Below are 17,740 nucleotides of genomic sequence, written 5' to 3' on the forward strand. Positions count from 1 at the left end.
ACCCGGCACAACTTTGCCACACTGACTCAGCAAAAACCTGCCATACAAAGCAAAACAGCGCATCACACTGCAAAGTGTAATGCGCTGTTTTTGCTAGAAATTCTTGGTGGCGGGTGGTTGACCACGTGCTGACTGGCCTCCCGAGCTTATGGGCACTGGCGAGGGTTGCTGCGGAATTCCGCAAACAATCGAATTTCATCCTCGCCCGTGGTGACGCAAATACGACATCAACTGCTCAAACCGCTGGTCGCTTTCCAGTGCTGGTGCCGCTGTCCGGATCGCTTCTAAACAGGCGCCAAGGTCACTCGGTGGCCATTGGGTTTGGTCGCCTATCACCAAGCTCAAAAAGTCTAGCGCCTGCTCCGGGAATCTGCCGCAAAGACCGGCTTCATGAAGCCGATTCACAGTAAGCGCTCCACGAACCCCATCCTTCCGGGGCTCGCTACGCTGTGATCAACTGCTCAGCCTTGAGATTCCAGGGCAGGAGGGCCTCGACGTGTTCGACGGTGGTGGCGGTGGGCAAGGCGCGCAGCACGTGGCGCAGCCACAGGTACGGCTCGACGTTGTTGGCTTTGGCGGTCTCGATCAGCGAGTAGATGAGTGCGCTGGCACGCGCACCGGCCTGGGTGTCCGAGAAGAGCCATGCCTTCCTCCCAACGACGAAGGGGCGGATGGCGTTTTCGGCGGGGTTGTTGTCGATCGGCAGGTCGCCGCGCTCGAGGTAGCGCGTCAGTCGCGGCCACTGCCGATGCAGGTAGCCCAGGGCACCGCCGAGTATCGAGGTGGGCGGCACGGTGGGGAGCACCTGGTCGAGCCAAGCGCGAAGCTCACCGATGACGGCACGGCTTCGGCTCTGGCGTAGCGCCAGACGCTCGACGTCGCTCAGTTCGCGCGCCTCCTTCTCGATGGCGTAGAGCTTGCCGATCAGGGCCAGCGCCTCGTGGGCGCGACCACGCTTGCCTTCGGGCAGCACCTTGCCGGCATCGACGAAACGACGGCGTGCATGGACCCAGCAACCGAGCCGGGTCACCCCTTCGGTGAAGGCAATTGCGCCGTAGCTCTCGAGCCCGTCGGCGATCAGATACCCCTTCCAGCCTTCGAGCAGGCGCAAGGGCACCGCCTGCGCGCGGCTCGGATCGTACTCGAAGAGGATCACCGGCCTACCCGGCGGGCCACCGCGTTGCACCCACATCTGGCTCTTGCTGGTTGCCGCCCGACCGGGTTCCTTGAGCACCTGGACCGGGGTTTCGTCCATGTGGATGACGTCATGCCCGAGCAGCACGTCGCGCATCAGGTTGGCGATCGGCTGCAGCGCCTGCGCGGTGCCGATCACCCAGCGCGCCAGGGTCTGGCGCGGCACGAGCACGCCCGCACGGGCGAGCACGTACTCGAAACGCGCGAGCGGCAGCCCATCGACGTACTTGGTGACGAGCAGCATCGCCAGCAGGTCGTTGCTCGCGTTGCTCTTGGGTAGCACCTGCGCCGGAGCGCGGGCACTGACCGGCGCCTGATCGCCCTTGGGGCAGCCGTAGCGCTTCTTGATGTGGCGCAGCACGCGCACCTGCATCGGCACGATATCGAGCTGTTCGCTGACGTCCTGGCCGATCTCGACCATGGGGGTGCCGCAGGCGCAGGTACGCTCGGCCTCGGGGACGTCGTGGACGACGTCGATGCGCGGCAGCTCGATCGGCAAGGGCTTGCGCTTGCCGCGCGCCTTCTTCTTGCCGGCGTCGACGGGCGTCTGGCCAGACGGTTCAGTGGCCGAGAGCGGCAGGGTCGCGGTATCGCCCGCCTCGGATGCGGATGCGGCCAGCGCTTCGGCCTCGTCGAAGAGCCAGCCCTGGCCCGCGTGCGATTCGCTGCTGGGCCCGAACATGCGCCGACGCGCCAGGCGCAGCTGCTCGTAGAGCTCGAGGATGCGTGCCTCGAAGCCTTTTTGCAGTTCGGCCTCGCGGGCATCGAACGCTTTCTGAAGCTCGAGCTCACGCGCATCGAACGCTTTCTGGAGTTCGACTTCGCGGGTATGGACGACTTTCTGGAGGTCGGCCTCGTACGCCTTGAGGGTGGCTTCCTGCGCGCGTCGAAGCGTCTCGAACTGGACTGTAAGTTGGGTATTGAGTTGCGTCTCGAAGGCACGCTGCTGGGCCAGCAGCAAGGCTTTGAGCACCGCCGGATCGTCGGGCAACTGCGCGGGGAGGACGGACGCGCACACGCCGACATTGGCATTCGAACGAGGGGCGGCGGTACGCTGTGGCATGCCGGAATTATACCCGATCACGCTACGTAACTGATTGGTAATGCAGCGTTTTATGAGGCTTTGCCGCCCACAGGTCGAAGCCTTCGAGCAGCCACTCGAGCTCCTTCATCGTCAGCGTGCAGGTGGGCTGTAAGCGCTCCACGAACCCCATCCTTCCCGGGCTCTTTACGCCGTGATCAACTGCTCAGCCTTGAGATTCCAGGGCAGGAGGGCCTCGAAATGTTCGACGTTGGTCGCGGTGGGCAAGGCGCGCAGCACGTGGCGCAGCCACAGATACGGCTCGAAGCCGTTGGCCTTGGCGGTTTCGACCAGCGAGTAGAGGAGTGCGCTGGCACGCGCACCGGCCTGAGTGTCCGAGAAGAGCCATGCCTTTCTCCCGACCACGAAGGGACGGATGGCGTTTTCGGCGGGGTTGTTGTCGATCGGCAGATCGCCGCGCTCGAGGTAGCGCGTCAGACGCGGCCACTGCCGATGCAGGTAGCCCAGGGCACCCCCGAGCACCGAGGTGGGCGGCACGGTGGGGAGCACTTGGTCGAGCCAACGGCGCAGTTCGTCGATGACGGCGCGGCTTCTGCTCTGGCGTAGCGCCAGGCGCTGGGCGTCGTTCAGTTCGCGCGCGTCCTTCTCGATGGCGTAGAGCTTGCCGATCAGGGCCAGCGCTTCGTGGGCGCGGCCGCGCTTGCCGGCAGGCAGCACCTTGCTGGCATCGACGAAACGACGTCGCGCGTGCACCCAGCAACCGAGCCGGGTCACCCCTTCGGTGAAGGCAATTGCGCCGTAGCTCTCGAGCCCGTCGGCCATCAGATGCCCCTTCCAGCCTTCGAGCAGGCGTAAGGGCACCGCCTGCGCGCGGCTCGGATCGTACTCGAAGAGGACCACCGGCTTGCCCGGCGGTCCGCCGCGCTGCACCCACATCTGGCTCTTGCTCGTGGCTGCCCGGCCAGGCTCCTTGAGCACCTGCACCGGGGTTTCGTCCATGTGGATGACGTCGTGCCCGAGCAGCACGTCGCGCATCAGGTTGGCGAGCGGCTGCAGCGCCTGGGCGGTACCGATCACCCAGCGCGCCAGGGTCTGGCGCGGCACAAGCACGCCTGCGCGAGCGAGCACGTACTCGAAACGCGCCAGCGGCAGCCCATCGACGTACTTGATGACGATCAGCAAGGCCAGCAGGTCGTTGCTGGCGTTGCTCTTGGGCAGCACCTGCGCCGGGGCGCGGGCGGTGACCGGCGCCTGGTCGCCCTCGGGGCAGCCGTAGCGCTTGCGGATATGGCGCAGCACACGCACCTGCATCGGGACGATGTCGAGCTGTTCGCTGACGTCCTGGCCGATCTCGACCATGGGCGTGCCGCAGGCGCAGGTGCGCTCGGCCTCGGGGACGTCATGGACGACGTCGATGCGCGGCAGCTCGATGGGCAAGGGCTTGCGCTTACCACGCGCCTTCTTCTTGCCGGTGTCGGCGGACGCCTCACCCGTCGTCTCGGTGGCCGGCGGCGGCAAGGTTGCGGTGTCGAGCGCCTCGGGTGCGGACTCGGCCAGCGCCTCGGCCTCGTCGAAGAGCCAGGCCTGGCCCGCGTGCGATTCGCTGCTGGGCCCGAACATGCGCCGACGCGCCAGGCGAAGCTGCTCGTAGAGCTCGAGGATGCGTGCCTCGAAGGCCTTTTGCAGTTCAGCCTCCCGCGCATCGAAGGCTCTTTGGCGTTCAGCCTCCCGCGCATCGAAGACTTTCTGGAGTGCGGCCTCACGGGCCTCGAAGGCTGCCTGCCGTTCGGCTTCACGCGTCTCGAAGGCACGCTGCTGTGCCAGCAACAAGGCTTTGAGCGTTGCTGGATCGTCGGGCAACAGCTCGGCCAGGACGGATGCGCACACGCCAACGGAAGGGTTCGAGCGAGGGGCGGCGGTACGTTGCGGCATGCCGGAATTATACCCGATCACGCTACGTAACTGATTGGTATTGCAGCGTTTTATGCGGCCTTGCCGCCCACAGATCGAAGCCCTCAAGCAGCCATTCGAGCTCCTTCATCGTCAGTACGCAGGTGGGCTCGCCCGCCTCGGCCGCCGGCCAGGCGAAGCGCTCGGCTTCGAGCCGCTTGTACCAGAGGCAAAAGCCGTTGCGGTGCCAGTACAGCGCCTTGAGCTTGTCGCGGCGACGGTTGATGAACAGGTACAGTGCGTCGCCGAACGGGTTCAGCCCCAGCTCCTGCTCGACCAGTGCCGACAGTCCGCCGATGGATTTGCGAAAGTCGATCGCCGGCCGGTACAGATACACCGCACCGATCGAATGCCCCGGGTGCATCAGCGCCCCCGCTCGGCAAGGGCCACCGACAGCGCGGCCAGCCAGTCGACGCCGGGCAGCATCGCGCATTCGAGCCGCAACTGCGCGTCGATCACCACCGTGCAGCCCGCGCGGGGCGTCATCGAGGGTTCGATCTGGATCGGGACGAATCCGCCAAGCTTGGCGCGGCTACGACGGCCACCGGCCACCAGGCGCTTGCGCCACTGGTAGAGCGCCTGCGGCGACAGCCCCTCGCGCTCGGCGTACGCCTTCGTGGTGATGCCCTCGGCTTCGATTGCCGACAGGTGCGACAACCAGAACGTACTGCGCTCCGACATGCTCGTGCTCCCCGAAAAACGGAAGCCGAAGCATGAGGGCTCAACGGGGGCTACGTAAGGATGGGGTTCGTGGAGCGCTTACGGTGGGCTGGCTCGCCTCGGCCGCCGGCCAGGCGAAGCGCTCGGCTTCGAGCCGCTTGTACCAGAGGCAGAAGCCGTTGCGGTGCCAGTACAGCGCCTTGAGCTTGTCGCGGCGGCGGTTGATGAACAGGTACAGCGCGTCGCCGAACGGGTTCAATCCCAGTTCCTGCTCGACCAGCGCCGACAGCCCGCCGATGGATTTGCGAAAGTCGATCGCCGACCGGTACAGATACACCGCGCCGATGGTGTGCCCCGGATGCATCAGCGCCCCCGCTCCGAGAGCGCCGCCGACAGCGCGGCCAGCCAGTCGACGCCGGGCAGCGTCGCGCACTCGAGCCGCAGCTGTGCGCCGATCATTACCGTGCAGCCCGTGCGGGCCGTCATCGAAGGCTCGATCTGGATCGGAACGAATCCGCCAAGCTTGGCGCGGCTGCGGCGACCGCCGGCCACCAGGCGCTTACGCCATTGGTAAAGCGCTTGCGGCGACAGGCCCTCGCGCTCGGCGTAGGCCTTCGTGGTGATGCCTTCGGCCTCGATCGCCGAAAGGTGCGACAACCAGAACGTGCTGCGCTCCGACATGCTCGTGCTCCCAGAGAAACGGAAGCCCAAGCATGCGGACTCACCCGGGGCTACGTAAGGATGGGGTTCGTGGAGCGCTTACGATTCACAAGGTAGTCCGGATAGGATGGCGGTTGCAGCCAGACGCGGAGCAGCGCCAGTGCATCCGGAAACGCATCCTGCGCCGCGACACACAGGCGGCCGAGACTTTCAGCGATGGCCGGTGAAATGTTGCCTCGTGTCTTCGGCCAGATGGCGTGCAGATACGGCGTAACCCGGTTAGACCAGTAGTCGGCACGCTGATCGCCTGCCCCCTCCAGCGCTCTCACCAACGACTGTGCTGCGTCGTGCAGCCCGTCCGGTGGCAGTGCACGAGTCGCGCCGGCCAGTTCGGCGATGGTGAATGTGTCACCCGGGTCGAGGGCGGCGAATGTCAGCAGCGATGCGTATTGCCCGTCGTGCTTGCCCAATACCGCGTAGTGGCGCGCAGTGTCGAGGAAGGCTAGCTTGAGCACTTCCATCAAGGGGCGATACAGGCGTGGCGACCACAGGAAGCCCTCCCAAGCCGCGCGCGCTTCCGCTTCGGAACAGTGCCAGTCGAAGAGCGGCAGCAGGTGTTGCGTCGCCCATTCCCGGTCCACGCGGAACAACGCGATTACATTGGCTGCCAGCAACACGCGGCCATGCCGAAACTTATCCATTCGAACATCGCAAAGTTCGGTGAACGTGGGCTTGATCTCCTCAGGCAAGCCTTGTCCATCCTCCAGCGAGCGTCGATACCACCAGCGCAGCAGTGCTTCCGTCACGTGGCCCACCGGGTGATTGATCGCGCGCATGACGGGTTCGTCGGTATCGACGCCGTCCTGATGGTCCAGCGCCAGGACACGGCGCGAGAGGGTAAAAAAGTATGCTTGGTGGCCTTCGAAGGTCTTGGCAATGGCTTGCAGCCACCAACTGACACCGTGGGCGAGGGCTTGCAGCACATCGTCAGGCGCGGCCGTGGTCAGGATCGGCGCCATGTAGCGCCAGGCGCGCTTGATTAGCTTTTCCTCTGACCATGCCTGCAGGGCCTCGCGCCAGCGATCCGTCGGCCAAACCCCATCCTTGGCCAATGCGAACAAGGCACAAGCGGTAGTAGCAAAGTTATCGCGGCAACGCTGCCGCCAGTCGTCTTCCTGCCAGTGGTCTCTACTGGGTTGCTGCCTGAGCCACTCGATCAGATCACGGCGACGACGCGGCGTAGTAACGAACTTGCGCCACTCGTCGCCGTCACCCATCCAATAAGGAAACTCATCGCGCTGATCCGTCGCCAGCGTCCATTCCGGATACTGGCCCGAAAGCGCCTCGAGCCGTTCCTTGCCTGCCGCACCCAAGACCGTGCCGGTCTCATCGATCTTTGCCAACCGCAACCAGATTTCCCGGTCCACGATCCTGGTCCAGCGCTCGGGCGCGATGTCGTCCTTGAACATTTCGCGGGGAGGCCCGGCGAAGACGGCCTCTTCCAGTTCCCGGAGCATCGCCTGATCGAGTTGTGGCGCCATGGCCACCAGCAAGCGCATGGCTTCCCGTTCGGTTTCAACCGACCACAGCCACCAGTGCGCATCCGCCAGCAGCCAGTCAAGTGCGCGACGATGGGCTATTACACCGTCCTGTGCGGCCGCAAAGAAGGCGAGACGGCGGAACAGCGGATAAGGCGCGTGCCACCAGTTCTCGGCCACGAGCGCTGCCCGCGCCGGTGACTGCGCCATCGTGGCAAGCCAGGCGTCGCGCGTCAGATCGATCAATGCGGTCCAGTCGTGGAAGTCCCGGTTCTGTGGGTGCTCGCTGATCGAGGGCTGATGCATATAGGACAGATCGCTCCTGTCCCCGGCGCTGCCGAGCTCGCGCATCAGATCGAGCGCGTCGCGCAACAAAGCGCTGAAATCGGACAGCAGTTCCGGCAATGCGGCGGTCCAGCGCTCATCCTCGGGCATATCGCGCAGGCTGGAATGCACGTGATCCGTCGACAGCACGATCTCCCATTCGATCAGATCCTTGATGCGCTCTGGCTCGCGGCTTTCGCCGTCCTCGGCGGACAAGCGGAACGACTCGCGCAACGAGACACGCGGCGTTAGCATCTCGCGCAGTTCCAGGCGCAGGGTGGCGGTGAGGCCATCGCGCTTGAATCGGTCGCGCCATCGGTACAGGTCGAAGTCGCGCAGCCACGATTTCACGCGCCCGGTAAGCAGCAGTCGCCACAAAGTGTGCATCAGCGGGCCGGGGATGGCCTTGGGTGCGTTCGCGCGAATCCGCGTCAACTCCGTCGTGTTGCTCTCTCGTTCGAGCTTGGCCAACTCGTCCAAGCGATGTTCGATCCACCAGACCAGATCGTCATGCAACTGACCGCCACGCTTTGCCAGCCATAGCAACAGGGTCGGGTCGTCGAGATGACGGACCAGCCAGCGGGCCAGTTGCCGCATCACCTCATCCCAGCGGCTACCACGCGCGCCCGCATCTACAAGACACATCAATGGCGCCAGGTGATAAGGCGACGGCCGGCGGGTCAGGCTGAAGGCGAGTTTGTCATCCACGGTCGTCTTGGACGGGGTGCCGAAGCGGCCCAGGTCGGCGTGCCGGTACCGATCTTCACTGAAGGGCTCCAGCCAATCCAGCGATGGCACCGGGTCATGCTCGGCGAAGCGTCTAGCCGGCAGGCCACCAGGATCACTCAACGCCCACAACAGGCGGCCGACAAAGTCGTCTTGCCGGGTGCTTGCCAAGGGGCGGGCCATGGCGCAGTCGACCACAATCCGTTCCTTACCGCGCACGCCATCGCGGTAAGTTTCGGCCCAAGCGCGTAGGGTCTTGTGCAGGTAGGCGTGCCGGTTGTGCTCGCGATAGAGGATGGGCGTGACGTTCTTGGCTCGCCACTCGTTGCCGCGCTCCTCGTCTTTGCCTTTCGAGAAACTGCCGAAAGCGAACATCTCGGGTGGTGACTCGCCAAGCAGACGGTCGGCGGCCAGAGCATCCATCATGTAGCGCAGTACCGGGTCGTTAATGCTGTAACCAACAAAGCAGACGGTGTAACTACGGAACAGCTCGCTGACGAAGCGCGCCGCCCAGCGCTCGGTGAGATAAGCCAGGCCGAAATCGCCGCTTGAGACGACCAGTTGATCGAGCTCGCTCGCGTGCGGTGCGATGCCAAGCAGGCCGTGCAGATACACCAGGCCATCCCAACGGTTCTTCGGCACAGGCAACAGCGGGGCCTTGAAGCGCTCGATGGACAGCGACTTCGCAGCAATCACCTCCTCGAACAAGCGATCGAAGTTGGTGGTGATGAGTCGCAAGCGGCCTTCACGGCTCTTGCCCAGCGTCAGCAAGGCCTCGTGGGTCGCGATCGCGTTTGAGGCGCTGAGGTCAGGCGTAAGAACACTCGCCAGTGCCCGGCGAACGGTCTCGCGGCCTCCGACGATCTCCGCTTCCAGCAACCCTATGGCGGTGTCGAACTGCCCGGCGTTGATGGCCGCCTGCTGCACCGCATTGGGTATCGCGGCCAAGCTTGAGTAGAGTTTTGCCACCAGCCCGGCGAAGCCCGGTAGGCGCGCCGGATAGGAGATGCCCGCGCCGCAGAAGAACACGACGCGACCGTCCTCGTGCGCCTGTAATAGCCGCTCTGGAATGTCGGGGCCGTTCTTGACAAATTGCATCGCGGCTACCTGTCAGTGATACATCCTCGCGCCCTCACCAAACCCAGCCGTGTAGATGTGCGCGAACACGGCGTCCGCCTTGAGGTTGATCTCATCAGCGTCGTAGGCGCCTGACGGCAAGTGCGCGAACAGGTGCTTGATGATCTCGGCCTTGACCTGGGCCTGCGCCGTGGCCTTCTCCCGCCAGTGATCGATCTGCAGCTTGCCACTGCTCAGCTTGTCCAACAGCTCTTTGGCCACCTTCTTGATGGCATCACGGTCACCCTTGGTCAGGCTGTCTTTTTGGAGCAGGTCGAAAACGGCCAATTGGTCTTCACTCTCTAGCCCCTCGCGCAGGTAACGCTTTTCTTCTTCGTTGAGGTTGTCGTTGAAGGTGAACAGCTCATCCATCACCTTCTGAATTTCGGCGGCATCCTTGTCCTTGTTGTATTCCTGAACGATCTCCTGATAGCGCTCGTACAGGTCGACCCGGGTCGGGTTGCGCGCCACCATCATCGCCAGCCGCTCTTCGATTTTTTCCTTTAGGTTCAGGGTGACCACGTTCTTGAACGGCGATTTTTCAAACTCGGCCCGCAGTCGTGAAAAGTCGATATTGGAGAGGTCGTACCGCGCATGGCCCTGGTTGGCCACGGCAGGCACTGGTTTGCCGTCCGTCGTCAGTGCTGTGTCGACCACCTCGTACAAGTCCTGCAGCAGCGCGCTGACGTCGGGCGTTTCGCGTGCATCCTGCAGCTTGTTGTAGATCGCATTGACGGCGCTTTCTTCCGCATCGAAGTCGAACAGTCCCGGGTGCGGGAACAGGCCCCGGTGGCGGGCCTGCACATCCTCCACGATCACCTGATAGGTCTTGCGGCGCTCGTCGCTTTCGCACAGTAGATTCACCGCGACCAGGATCTGCTGCTGCTTGTCGAAGCCCTTGGCGGCTATCAGCCCATCCAGATCGAAGCCGAGGTCCATCAGAAAGTCCCTGGCCGCCTTCAGGCTCTGGGCGTACTCGGCCAGCGCTTCAGAGTCGTCGCGCACGGTGTTCTGCTCGCCTTCACCCTTACCGGTGCCCGCACGGTCGCCCTGCGCAAAGGTGGCCAGCGCCTTGCGCAGACTTTTGAGCATGCCGTTGTAGTCAATGATCAGGCCGTGCTTCTTGCCCCCGCCCACACGGTTGACGCGAGCGATGGCCTGCATCAGCGTGTGGCCCTGCATTGGCTTGTCGAGGTACAGCGTGGCCAGACATTTCACGTCAAAGCCCGTGAGCCACATGGCGCAAACGATGGCGATGCGGAAAGGGTTCTCGGCCTGCTTGAACTCCTTTTCCAGGTTGCGCTTGACCATCTTCCCGCGGTGCGGCGTGATGTCCAGCGGCTCGTCGCGAAAGTTGCGCCACTTGGCGAACTCGGCCACCTCGCCCTGCTCCTGCGAGACCACCACGCAGCATTCGCTGGCCTTCATCCATTCGACCTGTGCGCGCCGCTGTTGCAGCAGCTTCGGCAGTGCCTTGCCCTTGGCGGCGAACAGCGACTCCTCGACGGCCACGCTCGCCTCCAACTGGGCGGCCTTCTCTTGCCACTTGGCCTTGACGAGATCGTGCATCTTCACGCAGGTGATCTTGTCCAGGCAGACCATCATGGCCTTGCCGCCTCCGGTGTCGACCACCTTCCAGCGCTGGTGGAAGTGATCGACGAAATCCTGCGCCACCTTCTCCAGCCGCGTGGGCGAGGTCAAGATGGGGTAGTCGCGCGCCAGCTCCCGGTAGAGCTTTTCCTCCTTCTCGTCGGTCCACGGATCGTCAAGCGTGGCGGCCTGCCGCGCAGCTTCGATGTGGTCCGCAATCCGTTCACTGACCTTGGGGTCGACGATCTTCAGTTTTTCGCCCCGGTTCTCATAGAACAAAGGCAGAGTCGCGCCATCGGCCACCGCGCGCTGGAAGTCGTAGATCGACACGTAGTCGCCAAACACCTCTCGCGTTAGCTGCTTCTCGCCGGCGTCGATCAACGGCGTGCCCGTGAAGCCCAGGAACTTGGCACGCGGCAGACCCTTGCGCATGTTCAGCGCCAGGCGGCCATATTGGGTACGGTGCGCCTCGTCGCTGATGACGATGATGTCCTCGCGCTCCGAATAGGCCTCCTTCACCAGTTCACGGTACTTCTGGATCAGGCCGAACACGTAACGGCGGTTCTGGTCGCGCAGCATCTTGCGCAGGGCCTCGCCACTGGAGGCCTGGTCGGTCTTGCTGTTGGCGCGACCGGCATTGGTGTAGGTAGAGGCGATCTGGTCGTCCAGCTCCGTGCGGTCGGTGATGACCACGAAGGTGTAGCTGCCCGATATCCTGCGGTGGATCTTCTCGGTCAGAAACACCATCGAATACGACTTGCCCGAACCTTGGGTATGCCAGAACACGCCCAGTTGCCCAACCTTCACCTCGGCCTTGATCGTCGGATCGTCAGACGTGAGGCGCTCGATCACCCGGTTGACGCCCAGGTACTGGTGGTTGCGCGCCACGATCTTGTGCGTGCCACCTTCGCTGGCATCAAACAGCACGAAGTTTTCGATGATGTCGAGCAACCGGGCCTTGTCCAGCATGCCCTTGAGCAGGATGGGCAGCAGGGGCTGATCCTTGCCCGGCTCGGGGTCGTCCTCGTCCAGCCGCTTCCAGCGGTAGAAGTGCTCGCGGGTGCTGGTCAGCGAGCCGTACTGCGCATCGTGGCCGTTGGAGATCACCACCAGCGCATTCCAGTGGAACAGGTGCGGAATGGTGTCGAGGTAGTCGCTGTAGTTTTTCTTGTAGGCGCTGTCGATGTGGACCTCGAAGCGTTTGAGCTCGATGAACACCAGCGGCAGTCCATTGACGTAGCCGATCACATCCGGGCGGCGCAGCCACAGGCGCCCCCGCACCCACAGCTCGCGCACGGCCTGGTAGCGGTTATTGTCAGGACGGTCGAAGTCGATCAGGCGCAGACGCTTGTCCACCAAGCGGCCTGCTGCGTCCCGATACTTCACCGGCACGCCGTCGCGCAGCAGCTTGTACTTCTCTTCGTTCAGCGCAATCAGCGTCTTGGTGATGTCGTCCTGCAGAACCTGCGCCAGTGCCTGGCTGTAGGCCTCTGCGGCCAAGCCCGGGTTCAGGCGCTTCAGCGCGCCCAGCACCTCGCGGCAAAGCACCACCTCGGTGTCGTTGCTACGGCCCAGAAGGCTGTCGGGCCCAAAGTCCTCGTCGTCCTGGGCGAACACGGTTTGCCAGCCGAGCTGCTTTTCCAGCAGTTTGGCCGTCGGCGCCTGGATCAACAGGTCTTCGGAATAGTCCTTCTTGGCCATCTTCTTGTTTCCCTTTGGTCCCCGGGCCCACCACGAGCAGCGCCCGGCCGTCTTGTCAAGTCATGGTCGATCCGCTATCATCCCGGCCAAATGGGTTGCGACTACGCGGCCGGCGTTGGGCTCCTGGTACTACAGGGGCCCTTCTGCTTTCTGGGGTTAGGTTTTCGCTGGTCACGGAAACACCTTCAGCCCCATGCCCAGCTTGTTGCCGGCCTTGTCCCGGTAGAACTTCCCCTCCAGAACCTCCGCCGCCCGGTTGGCCTGATCCGGCCGTAGCACCGTCAAACCGATCGGCCGCGCTGTCAGGTCGGCCAATTGCAGGCCTTCCGAGTTGGTCTTCTTGTCGGCAACGATCAGGTCGAACGGCAAGGGACGGTGGAAGTAGTTCGCACCGTCACGGATGCGGCGGAATTCCAGTTCCAGCTCGGTGTCTTCCTTGGCCCCGCGCGCCTCGCACACGATGTAGGTCAACGCATCGTCCTGGCCCGCGCCCTTGAGCAGCCGATAGATGCGCTCCAGCCCGAACTCCAGCGCCAGGTGGTAGGGGTGCGCGGGGTTGTTGTAGCGGTCCTTGAGCTTGCGCTTGTCGATCACCACGGCCACCAGTTGGAAGTCTGCGGCGCCGATGATGTCGGTCAGCGCGTTCAGGAACGCCTCGCGCGGCTCCTTCGACAGCCGCGAAAACGCCCCCTTCTTGCGCCGGATTTCCGCCTCGTGAAGCACGACCATGTCGTGGCCGAAGGTGGCGAACTTCAGTTGCCGGATAACCGGCGTCACCGTCTGCGCGTACTCATCCTTGCGAAAGATGCAGAACGACAGCACGAACACCGGGTAGTCCGGGTCGATGGACGTGAGGCTGTGGTCGCCGCTCTCGTCCACGTAGACGATGTAGTCGCTATGGCTGCCGCCGGCCTGAGGAATGACGTAGCTCGCCACCGGTTCGGTCATGCGGCGACCTCCTCGGGCAGGCGAACGCCCGAGACATCGAGCTGACCGGACATCAGTTTGGGTAGAAGCAGGTCGCGGGCATCCGCCAAACTACGATTCTGAGCATCCAGGGTGTCGATCTGGCGGTCAATGTCGCTGGCTATCCGGTCAAACACGGCGGCGATCTCTGCCTCGGGTTGCAGGATCAATTGACCGAATAGTTCCTTCTTTCCGACTGACGCAAAAATCGCGCCGCCACCGATCATGTCTTCTTCTACGAAGAGCCCCCTCAACTGATAGAAAAGGAGCGATTGGTGGCCAGCGCGGCTACGCATGGCAGATAGACCCCGCCCAATCGCTATGTTGTCCCGGGTCAAATTGAGCCGACCTACAGGGGCACGGACACTGCACAGGATGTCTCCCGCCGCTGCAACGCGTGTGGCCTGCCTTGTGAACGTTTCGTGAGTGATGAATCGATGTCCAAAATCGGACACGCCTTGATGAAAAGGCAACCCATCGCCATCGGTGTTGTAGTACCTGGATTCGGGGCTCTGGCCCATCGTGATTTCCGCGACATCACCAAGTGACAATTTGGCCCACCCCTCCGGCACACCATCCTTCACCAGCACCGACTCATGACCAGGAAAGCGCAGGTGCACGAACCACTCGCGGTAGAGGCGGCGGGCGGCGTCTTCGAGCAAGGCGATGCGGCGCTGGTTGGTGGCGATCAGGTCGTCGTAGGCAGACAAGCATTCAACGATGCACGACTGGTCTGCCAAGTCAGGCAGATTGAACTCATAGGCGGCAATGTCCTTGCCGCTGATATGTGGGATGTTGGCACCAGTGGTGATCCGGTGGATGTGCGCGGAAAACTCGGGAGCCGCCAAGACGTAGCGAATGAAGCTCGTCAGTGCCGAGCCTGGCTTACCGCGCAGTCGGCAAACTCGCTGGACGAGTAGCGCAGGCAAGTCCTCCGGCTTGATCCAGGCCATCTTCAGTCCATCCCCAACGATGGGGCGATCCATGGCAAGGATCACATCGTTCTCAGCGAGCTGGTAACGCCCCAGTTCATCGCACTCCGATGAAGGCCACTTCTTGGTCTTATCGCCCCAGCGGATGTAGCCCTGCTGCACGTTGTCACCACGCAGCAGGCGAACACCATCTGCATCCGCATCCAGAAAGCCCGCACTCTTGAAGGCGAAGCCCACCAGCATGTCGGCCACGTCACCCAGCCGTGTCATCCCAACAACTCCTCAAAGTTGCCGGCAATCCGCCCCGCCAGGTCCACCGCCTTGTCGTTCAGTTCGGCGAGCTCGTCGTGAATCTCCCGCAGCTTCTCGGCGAAATCCTCCTCGTCCTCGGCGCCGGCCGGCGCCACGCCGACGTAACGGCCCGGGGTCAGCGACCAGTCGTTGGCGGCGATCTCGTCGATGGTCACCGCCTTGCACAGGCCGGGCACGTCCTCGAACAGCGCATCGGGGAAGCGGCTGTGCAGCCAGTGCACCTGGTGGATGAAATACACGGTCTGCTTGAGTGCTTCCAGCATCGCATCGCGCACGGTCGGTTCTTCGTTCTTCCTGGTGTCCGCCGCCAGCAGCGCGCGCTTGGCCTCGCGCGCTGCCCTGCCATCGAAGGCCTTGGAAAGCCGTGCACGCAGGGTTTTCTCGGCCGTGTCCAGCAGCTTCAGCCACTGCTTGTGGCGGGCTTCAAGCGTCTTGCCGGCGGCCTTGAGCTGCGGCGCCAGTGCATCCAGCGCGATTTGCAGGCTCGCTTGCCCGGCATGGCTGGCGAGGTTGGCCGCGGCGATGGCCACGCGGGCCGCGCCGCAGGCGGTCAGCAGGCCGGCGATGGCCTCAGGGGCTTGCGTGTCCGCCTGGGCGGCGGCCAGATCGGCCTTGAAGTCATCCAGCGCGGTCTGCGCGAGCTGTGCTTCCTCGGGCTGGTCGGCATTCAATTCCGCGAGCCGAGCGCCTTTGGCAAAGGCCTTCAGCGGCGAGGCCAAGGCTGCAACGGCGGCAGTGTCGGCGGCGATGCGTTCGGGCAGGCCGGCGAGCCAGTCATCGACCTGGCGCTGGTAGCGGCCGACGAGGGCCACGAACTTCTCCTGCTCGCCCCTATACAGCCAGACGATGGCATTGAGGTTGGCCAGTTGCTCGTCGGTGAATACATGCGAGCGCGCCGAGACCACGTGATACACGTTGCGCGCATCGATCATCAGCACCTGGTCGCGCAGGTCCTCCGGTTTGCCCTTGTCGAAAAACCATAGGGTGCACGGCAGGCTACGGGTGTAGAAGAACTTGTTGCCGATGGCCATCATCGCGTCGACGTGGCCGGTCCTGACCAGCTTTTCGCGGATGTCGCGGTCCTTGTTGCCGGCGTCCGAGGCGCTGGAGGCCATGACGAAGCCGGCGCGGCCGGTGTCATTGAGATAGCTGTAGAAATACTGGATCCACAGGCTGTTGGCATTGGAGATGGCGCCGGTCTTGGCGTTGGTGCCGGGCAGGCCGAAAGGCAGGCGGCCGGTTGAATCGACCTGGCCCTCGACCTTCTTGGTGTCCACGCCGTCCACGTTGAACGGCGGATTGGCCATCACGAAGTCGCACTGGCCGACAAGATGGTCGATCTGGTCGTAGAAAGTGTTGCCCTGGCGGATGTTGGAGGCGTCAAGCCCGTGCACCACCAGGTTCATGCGCGCGAGCTTGGTGTTGGTGTCCGATTTTTCCTGGCCATGGAAGGTGACGAGGTCGTTGGTGACGGCATGGCGCACGTCCTCGATGAAGTGCCCGGTCTGCACGAACATGCCGGCCGAGCCGCAGGCCGGGTCCAGCACGAGGCCGTGGTCCGGTTCGATGACGCCCACGATCATGCGTACCAGCGAGGGCGGCGTGAAGAACTCGCCCCCCTCCTGCGCGCCGCTCATCGCAAATTTGTTGAGGAAGTATTCATAGATGCGGCCGAACACGTCACCGGTGGCCGCCTTGATGGCAGGCCGATCGAAGATCTTGACCAGTTCGGCCAGCAGATCGGGCTCGAAGGCCGTGTAGCCGCGCGGCAGCGCACCCTTGAGCACCTCGTACTCGGCCTCGATCTGGTCCATGGCTGCGTCGATCGCCGCACCCACGCTGGCACCCTGTGGCAGATTGACGATGCGGTCAAAGCGAGCCGCTTCAGGAAGGTAGATGGCCGCCTTGCCCTGAAAGTCCAGCCTGATCAGGTCCTCGCGCTGGACGGCCGGCACCTGCGGCGGGATGGCGGCTTCGATCTCCGGCAGGTAGGCGTTGAAACGGTTGTTTGCGTGGCGCAGAAAGATCAGGCCCAGCACCGGCATGGAGTATTCGGCAGCAGTGAGCTTGGAGTTGGCGCGCAGCTGGTCAGCGGCCTCCCAGAGTTCGCTCTCGAGTTGCTGGACATTCATTCAATCGGTCTCGTCGTTCTTGTTGGCCGCCGGCGCACTCTCGTCAGCACCGCCGGCGCGCACCCGCTCGTCCACTTCGGAGGCCTGAAATTTCCGCACCCGGCCCACGCGGTGAGCGGGCAAGCCCTCGCGGACGATCCACGGGTAGATCGAATCGCGCGTCACACCGTGTTGCTCCGCAATTTGCTCGACGGAAAGCCACCCCTCACTCATGAAGAAGCTTCGGCAGGATTTGATCGGGTCACATCGAATCGAGCTGCGTGACAAACGCCGTAATCTATCAGTTCTCGCCGGTGAGGACCACGTGATGATGCACAGAGCATCAAAGTCCGCTTGCCTTCCCGCTTGATCAGCGCGTCCATGGTGTCGTCATCAATCACCCGGGAGCACACCATGACCACCCCCAGCACAGGCAACGAATCCTGGGGCTTCTACGGCGCGATGGGCCGCCACGCCCGCGCCGCGTGGCCGCTCGCCATCGCCGCCATCGTCACCGCAACCCACACCAGCCTCGACGGCGCCCGCACCTTTCTCGACAGTCGGCACGGCCGACACTTCGCCGACGCGGTGCTGAACGCGCTGCTCGACGGCGCCGATCTCAAGGCCGCGATCGCCGCCGCGACCACGCAATGGATGGCCTGGCGCATCGATCGCGCCACCGCCCGCGACTACGAGATCCCCGCGGGCCTGCCGTATCTGGTCGGTTTCGTCATCCACTGCGAGATCAACATGCCGGATGCGGGCTGACGCGCGCCACAGGCGACGACATGCGCGCACCCACCGACCGTGAACGTTCGGCAAATTTGCCGGAGGTTGCACAGCGGTAGTCCTGGTTGCCTACCGGTGACCTTCTGCAACTTTGCAGAAGGTTGCTCTCCCTGAACCCCGGCGATCCCT

General features: G+C 63.7%; 13 protein-coding genes. 1 reads left to right on the forward strand and 12 read right to left on the reverse strand.

Features of this window, described 5'->3' with window-relative positions; translation table 11 throughout:
* Window positions 1-442: 442 nt before the first annotated feature.
* The 12 genes from tnpC (PO78_RS21435) to PO78_RS21490 all read right to left on the reverse strand — a co-directional run bounded on the left by tnpC (PO78_RS21435) (window position 443) and on the right by PO78_RS21490 (window position 17,056).
* The gene (gene tnpC / locus PO78_RS21435; protein WP_043741453.1) at window positions 443-2,257 is read right to left on the reverse strand and encodes an IS66 family transposase; all 1,815 of its coding nucleotides are present in this window, start codon (window positions 2,255-2,257) and stop codon (window positions 443-445) included.
* Window positions 2,258-2,422: 165 nt separating this feature from the next.
* Window positions 2,423-4,168 (reverse strand): IS66 family transposase, encoded by a 1,746-nt coding sequence (tnpC, locus tag PO78_RS21440; protein ID WP_012584783.1) that lies wholly within the window; start codon window positions 4,166-4,168, stop codon window positions 2,423-2,425.
* 22 nt (window positions 4,169-4,190) lie between these two features.
* On the reverse strand, window positions 4,191-4,550 hold the full coding sequence (tnpB, locus tag PO78_RS21445) for an IS66 family insertion sequence element accessory protein TnpB (RefSeq protein ID WP_012584784.1): 360 nt from the start codon (window positions 4,548-4,550) through the stop codon (window positions 4,191-4,193).
* Entirely contained in the window at window positions 4,550-4,867 is a 318-nt protein-coding gene (gene tnpA / locus PO78_RS21450; protein ID WP_012584785.1) for an IS66 family insertion sequence element accessory protein TnpA, read from the reverse strand. The genes tnpB (PO78_RS21445) and tnpA (PO78_RS21450) overlap by 1 nt, the downstream gene beginning before the upstream one ends.
* Window positions 4,868-4,907: 40 nt before the next feature.
* On the reverse strand, window positions 4,908-5,210 hold the full coding sequence (gene tnpB / locus PO78_RS21455) for an IS66 family insertion sequence element accessory protein TnpB (protein ID WP_052484476.1): 303 nt from the start codon (window positions 5,208-5,210) through the stop codon (window positions 4,908-4,910).
* On the reverse strand, window positions 5,210-5,527 hold the full coding sequence (gene tnpA, locus PO78_RS21460; protein ID WP_043741458.1) for an IS66 family insertion sequence element accessory protein TnpA: 318 nt from the start codon (window positions 5,525-5,527) through the stop codon (window positions 5,210-5,212). Before tnpA (PO78_RS21460) ends, tnpB (PO78_RS21455) begins: the two co-directional genes overlap by 1 nt.
* Before the next feature lie 50 nt (window positions 5,528-5,577).
* The gene (gene dsr1 / locus PO78_RS21465) at window positions 5,578-9,192 is read right to left on the reverse strand and encodes an anti-phage defense-associated sirtuin Dsr1 (protein ID WP_052484477.1); all 3,615 of its coding nucleotides are present in this window, start codon (window positions 9,190-9,192) and stop codon (window positions 5,578-5,580) included.
* 12 nt (window positions 9,193-9,204) lie between these two features.
* Window positions 9,205-12,501 (reverse strand): type I restriction endonuclease subunit R, encoded by a 3,297-nt coding sequence (locus PO78_RS21470; protein ID WP_043746748.1) that lies wholly within the window; start codon window positions 12,499-12,501, stop codon window positions 9,205-9,207.
* Between the two features lie 171 nt (window positions 12,502-12,672).
* Entirely contained in the window at window positions 12,673-13,449 is a 777-nt protein-coding gene (locus tag PO78_RS21475; RefSeq protein ID WP_052484478.1) for a DUF3800 domain-containing protein, read from the reverse strand.
* On the reverse strand, window positions 13,446-14,669 hold the full coding sequence (locus tag PO78_RS21995) for a restriction endonuclease subunit S (protein ID WP_052484479.1): 1,224 nt from the start codon (window positions 14,667-14,669) through the stop codon (window positions 13,446-13,448). Before PO78_RS21995 ends, PO78_RS21475 begins: the two co-directional genes overlap by 4 nt.
* Window positions 14,666-16,843 (reverse strand): type I restriction-modification system subunit M, encoded by a 2,178-nt coding sequence (locus PO78_RS21485; protein WP_043746751.1) that lies wholly within the window; start codon window positions 16,841-16,843, stop codon window positions 14,666-14,668. The genes PO78_RS21995 and PO78_RS21485 overlap by 4 nt, the downstream gene beginning before the upstream one ends.
* Entirely contained in the window at window positions 16,844-17,056 is a 213-nt protein-coding gene (locus PO78_RS21490; RefSeq protein ID WP_043746753.1) for an excisionase family DNA-binding protein, read from the reverse strand.
* 180 nt (window positions 17,057-17,236) lie between these two features.
* On the opposite strand from PO78_RS21490, the gene PO78_RS21495 reads away from it, so the two are divergent.
* Complete coding sequence (locus tag PO78_RS21495) at window positions 17,237-17,590, forward strand: hypothetical protein (RefSeq protein WP_043746756.1); 354 nt, start codon at window positions 17,237-17,239, stop codon at window positions 17,588-17,590.
* Window positions 17,591-17,740 lie beyond the last annotated feature (150 nt).

It is taken from the genome of Thauera sp. SWB20 (assembly GCF_000831325.1).
GTDB lineage: Bacteria > Pseudomonadota > Gammaproteobacteria > Burkholderiales > Rhodocyclaceae > Thauera > Thauera aminoaromatica.

What these genes read in the sequence shown, in the direction of transcription:
- tnpC (WP_043741453.1), bottom strand. Translation starts at nt 2,257, where the DNA reads ATGCCACAGCGTACCGCCGCCCCTCGTTCGAATGCCAATGTCGGCGTG.
- tnpC (WP_012584783.1), bottom strand. Translation starts at nt 4,168, where the DNA reads ATGCCGCAACGTACCGCCGCCCCTCGCTCGAACCCTTCCGTTGGCGTG.
- tnpB (WP_012584784.1), bottom strand. Translation starts at nt 4,550, where the DNA reads ATGCACCCGGGGCATTCGATCGGTGCGGTGTATCTGTACCGGCCGGCG.
- tnpA (WP_012584785.1), bottom strand. Translation starts at nt 4,867, where the DNA reads ATGTCGGAGCGCAGTACGTTCTGGTTGTCGCACCTGTCGGCAATCGAA.
- tnpB (WP_052484476.1), bottom strand. Translation starts at nt 5,210, where the DNA reads ATGCATCCGGGGCACACCATCGGCGCGGTGTATCTGTACCGGTCGGCG.
- tnpA (WP_043741458.1), bottom strand. Translation starts at nt 5,527, where the DNA reads ATGTCGGAGCGCAGCACGTTCTGGTTGTCGCACCTTTCGGCGATCGAG.
- dsr1 (WP_052484477.1), bottom strand. Translation starts at nt 9,192, where the DNA reads ATGCAATTTGTCAAGAACGGCCCCGACATTCCAGAGCGGCTATTACAG.
- PO78_RS21470 (WP_043746748.1), bottom strand. Translation starts at nt 12,501, where the DNA reads ATGGCCAAGAAGGACTATTCCGAAGACCTGTTGATCCAGGCGCCGACG.
- PO78_RS21475 (WP_052484478.1), bottom strand. Translation starts at nt 13,449, where the DNA reads ATGACCGAACCGGTGGCGAGCTACGTCATTCCTCAGGCCGGCGGCAGC.
- PO78_RS21995 (WP_052484479.1), bottom strand. Translation starts at nt 14,669, where the DNA reads ATGACACGGCTGGGTGACGTGGCCGACATGCTGGTGGGCTTCGCCTTC.
- PO78_RS21485 (WP_043746751.1), bottom strand. Translation starts at nt 16,843, where the DNA reads ATGAATGTCCAGCAACTCGAGAGCGAACTCTGGGAGGCCGCTGACCAG.
- PO78_RS21490 (WP_043746753.1), bottom strand. Translation starts at nt 17,056, where the DNA reads ATGAGTGAGGGGTGGCTTTCCGTCGAGCAAATTGCGGAGCAACACGGT.
- PO78_RS21495 (WP_043746756.1), top strand. Translation starts at nt 17,237, where the DNA reads ATGACCACCCCCAGCACAGGCAACGAATCCTGGGGCTTCTACGGCGCG.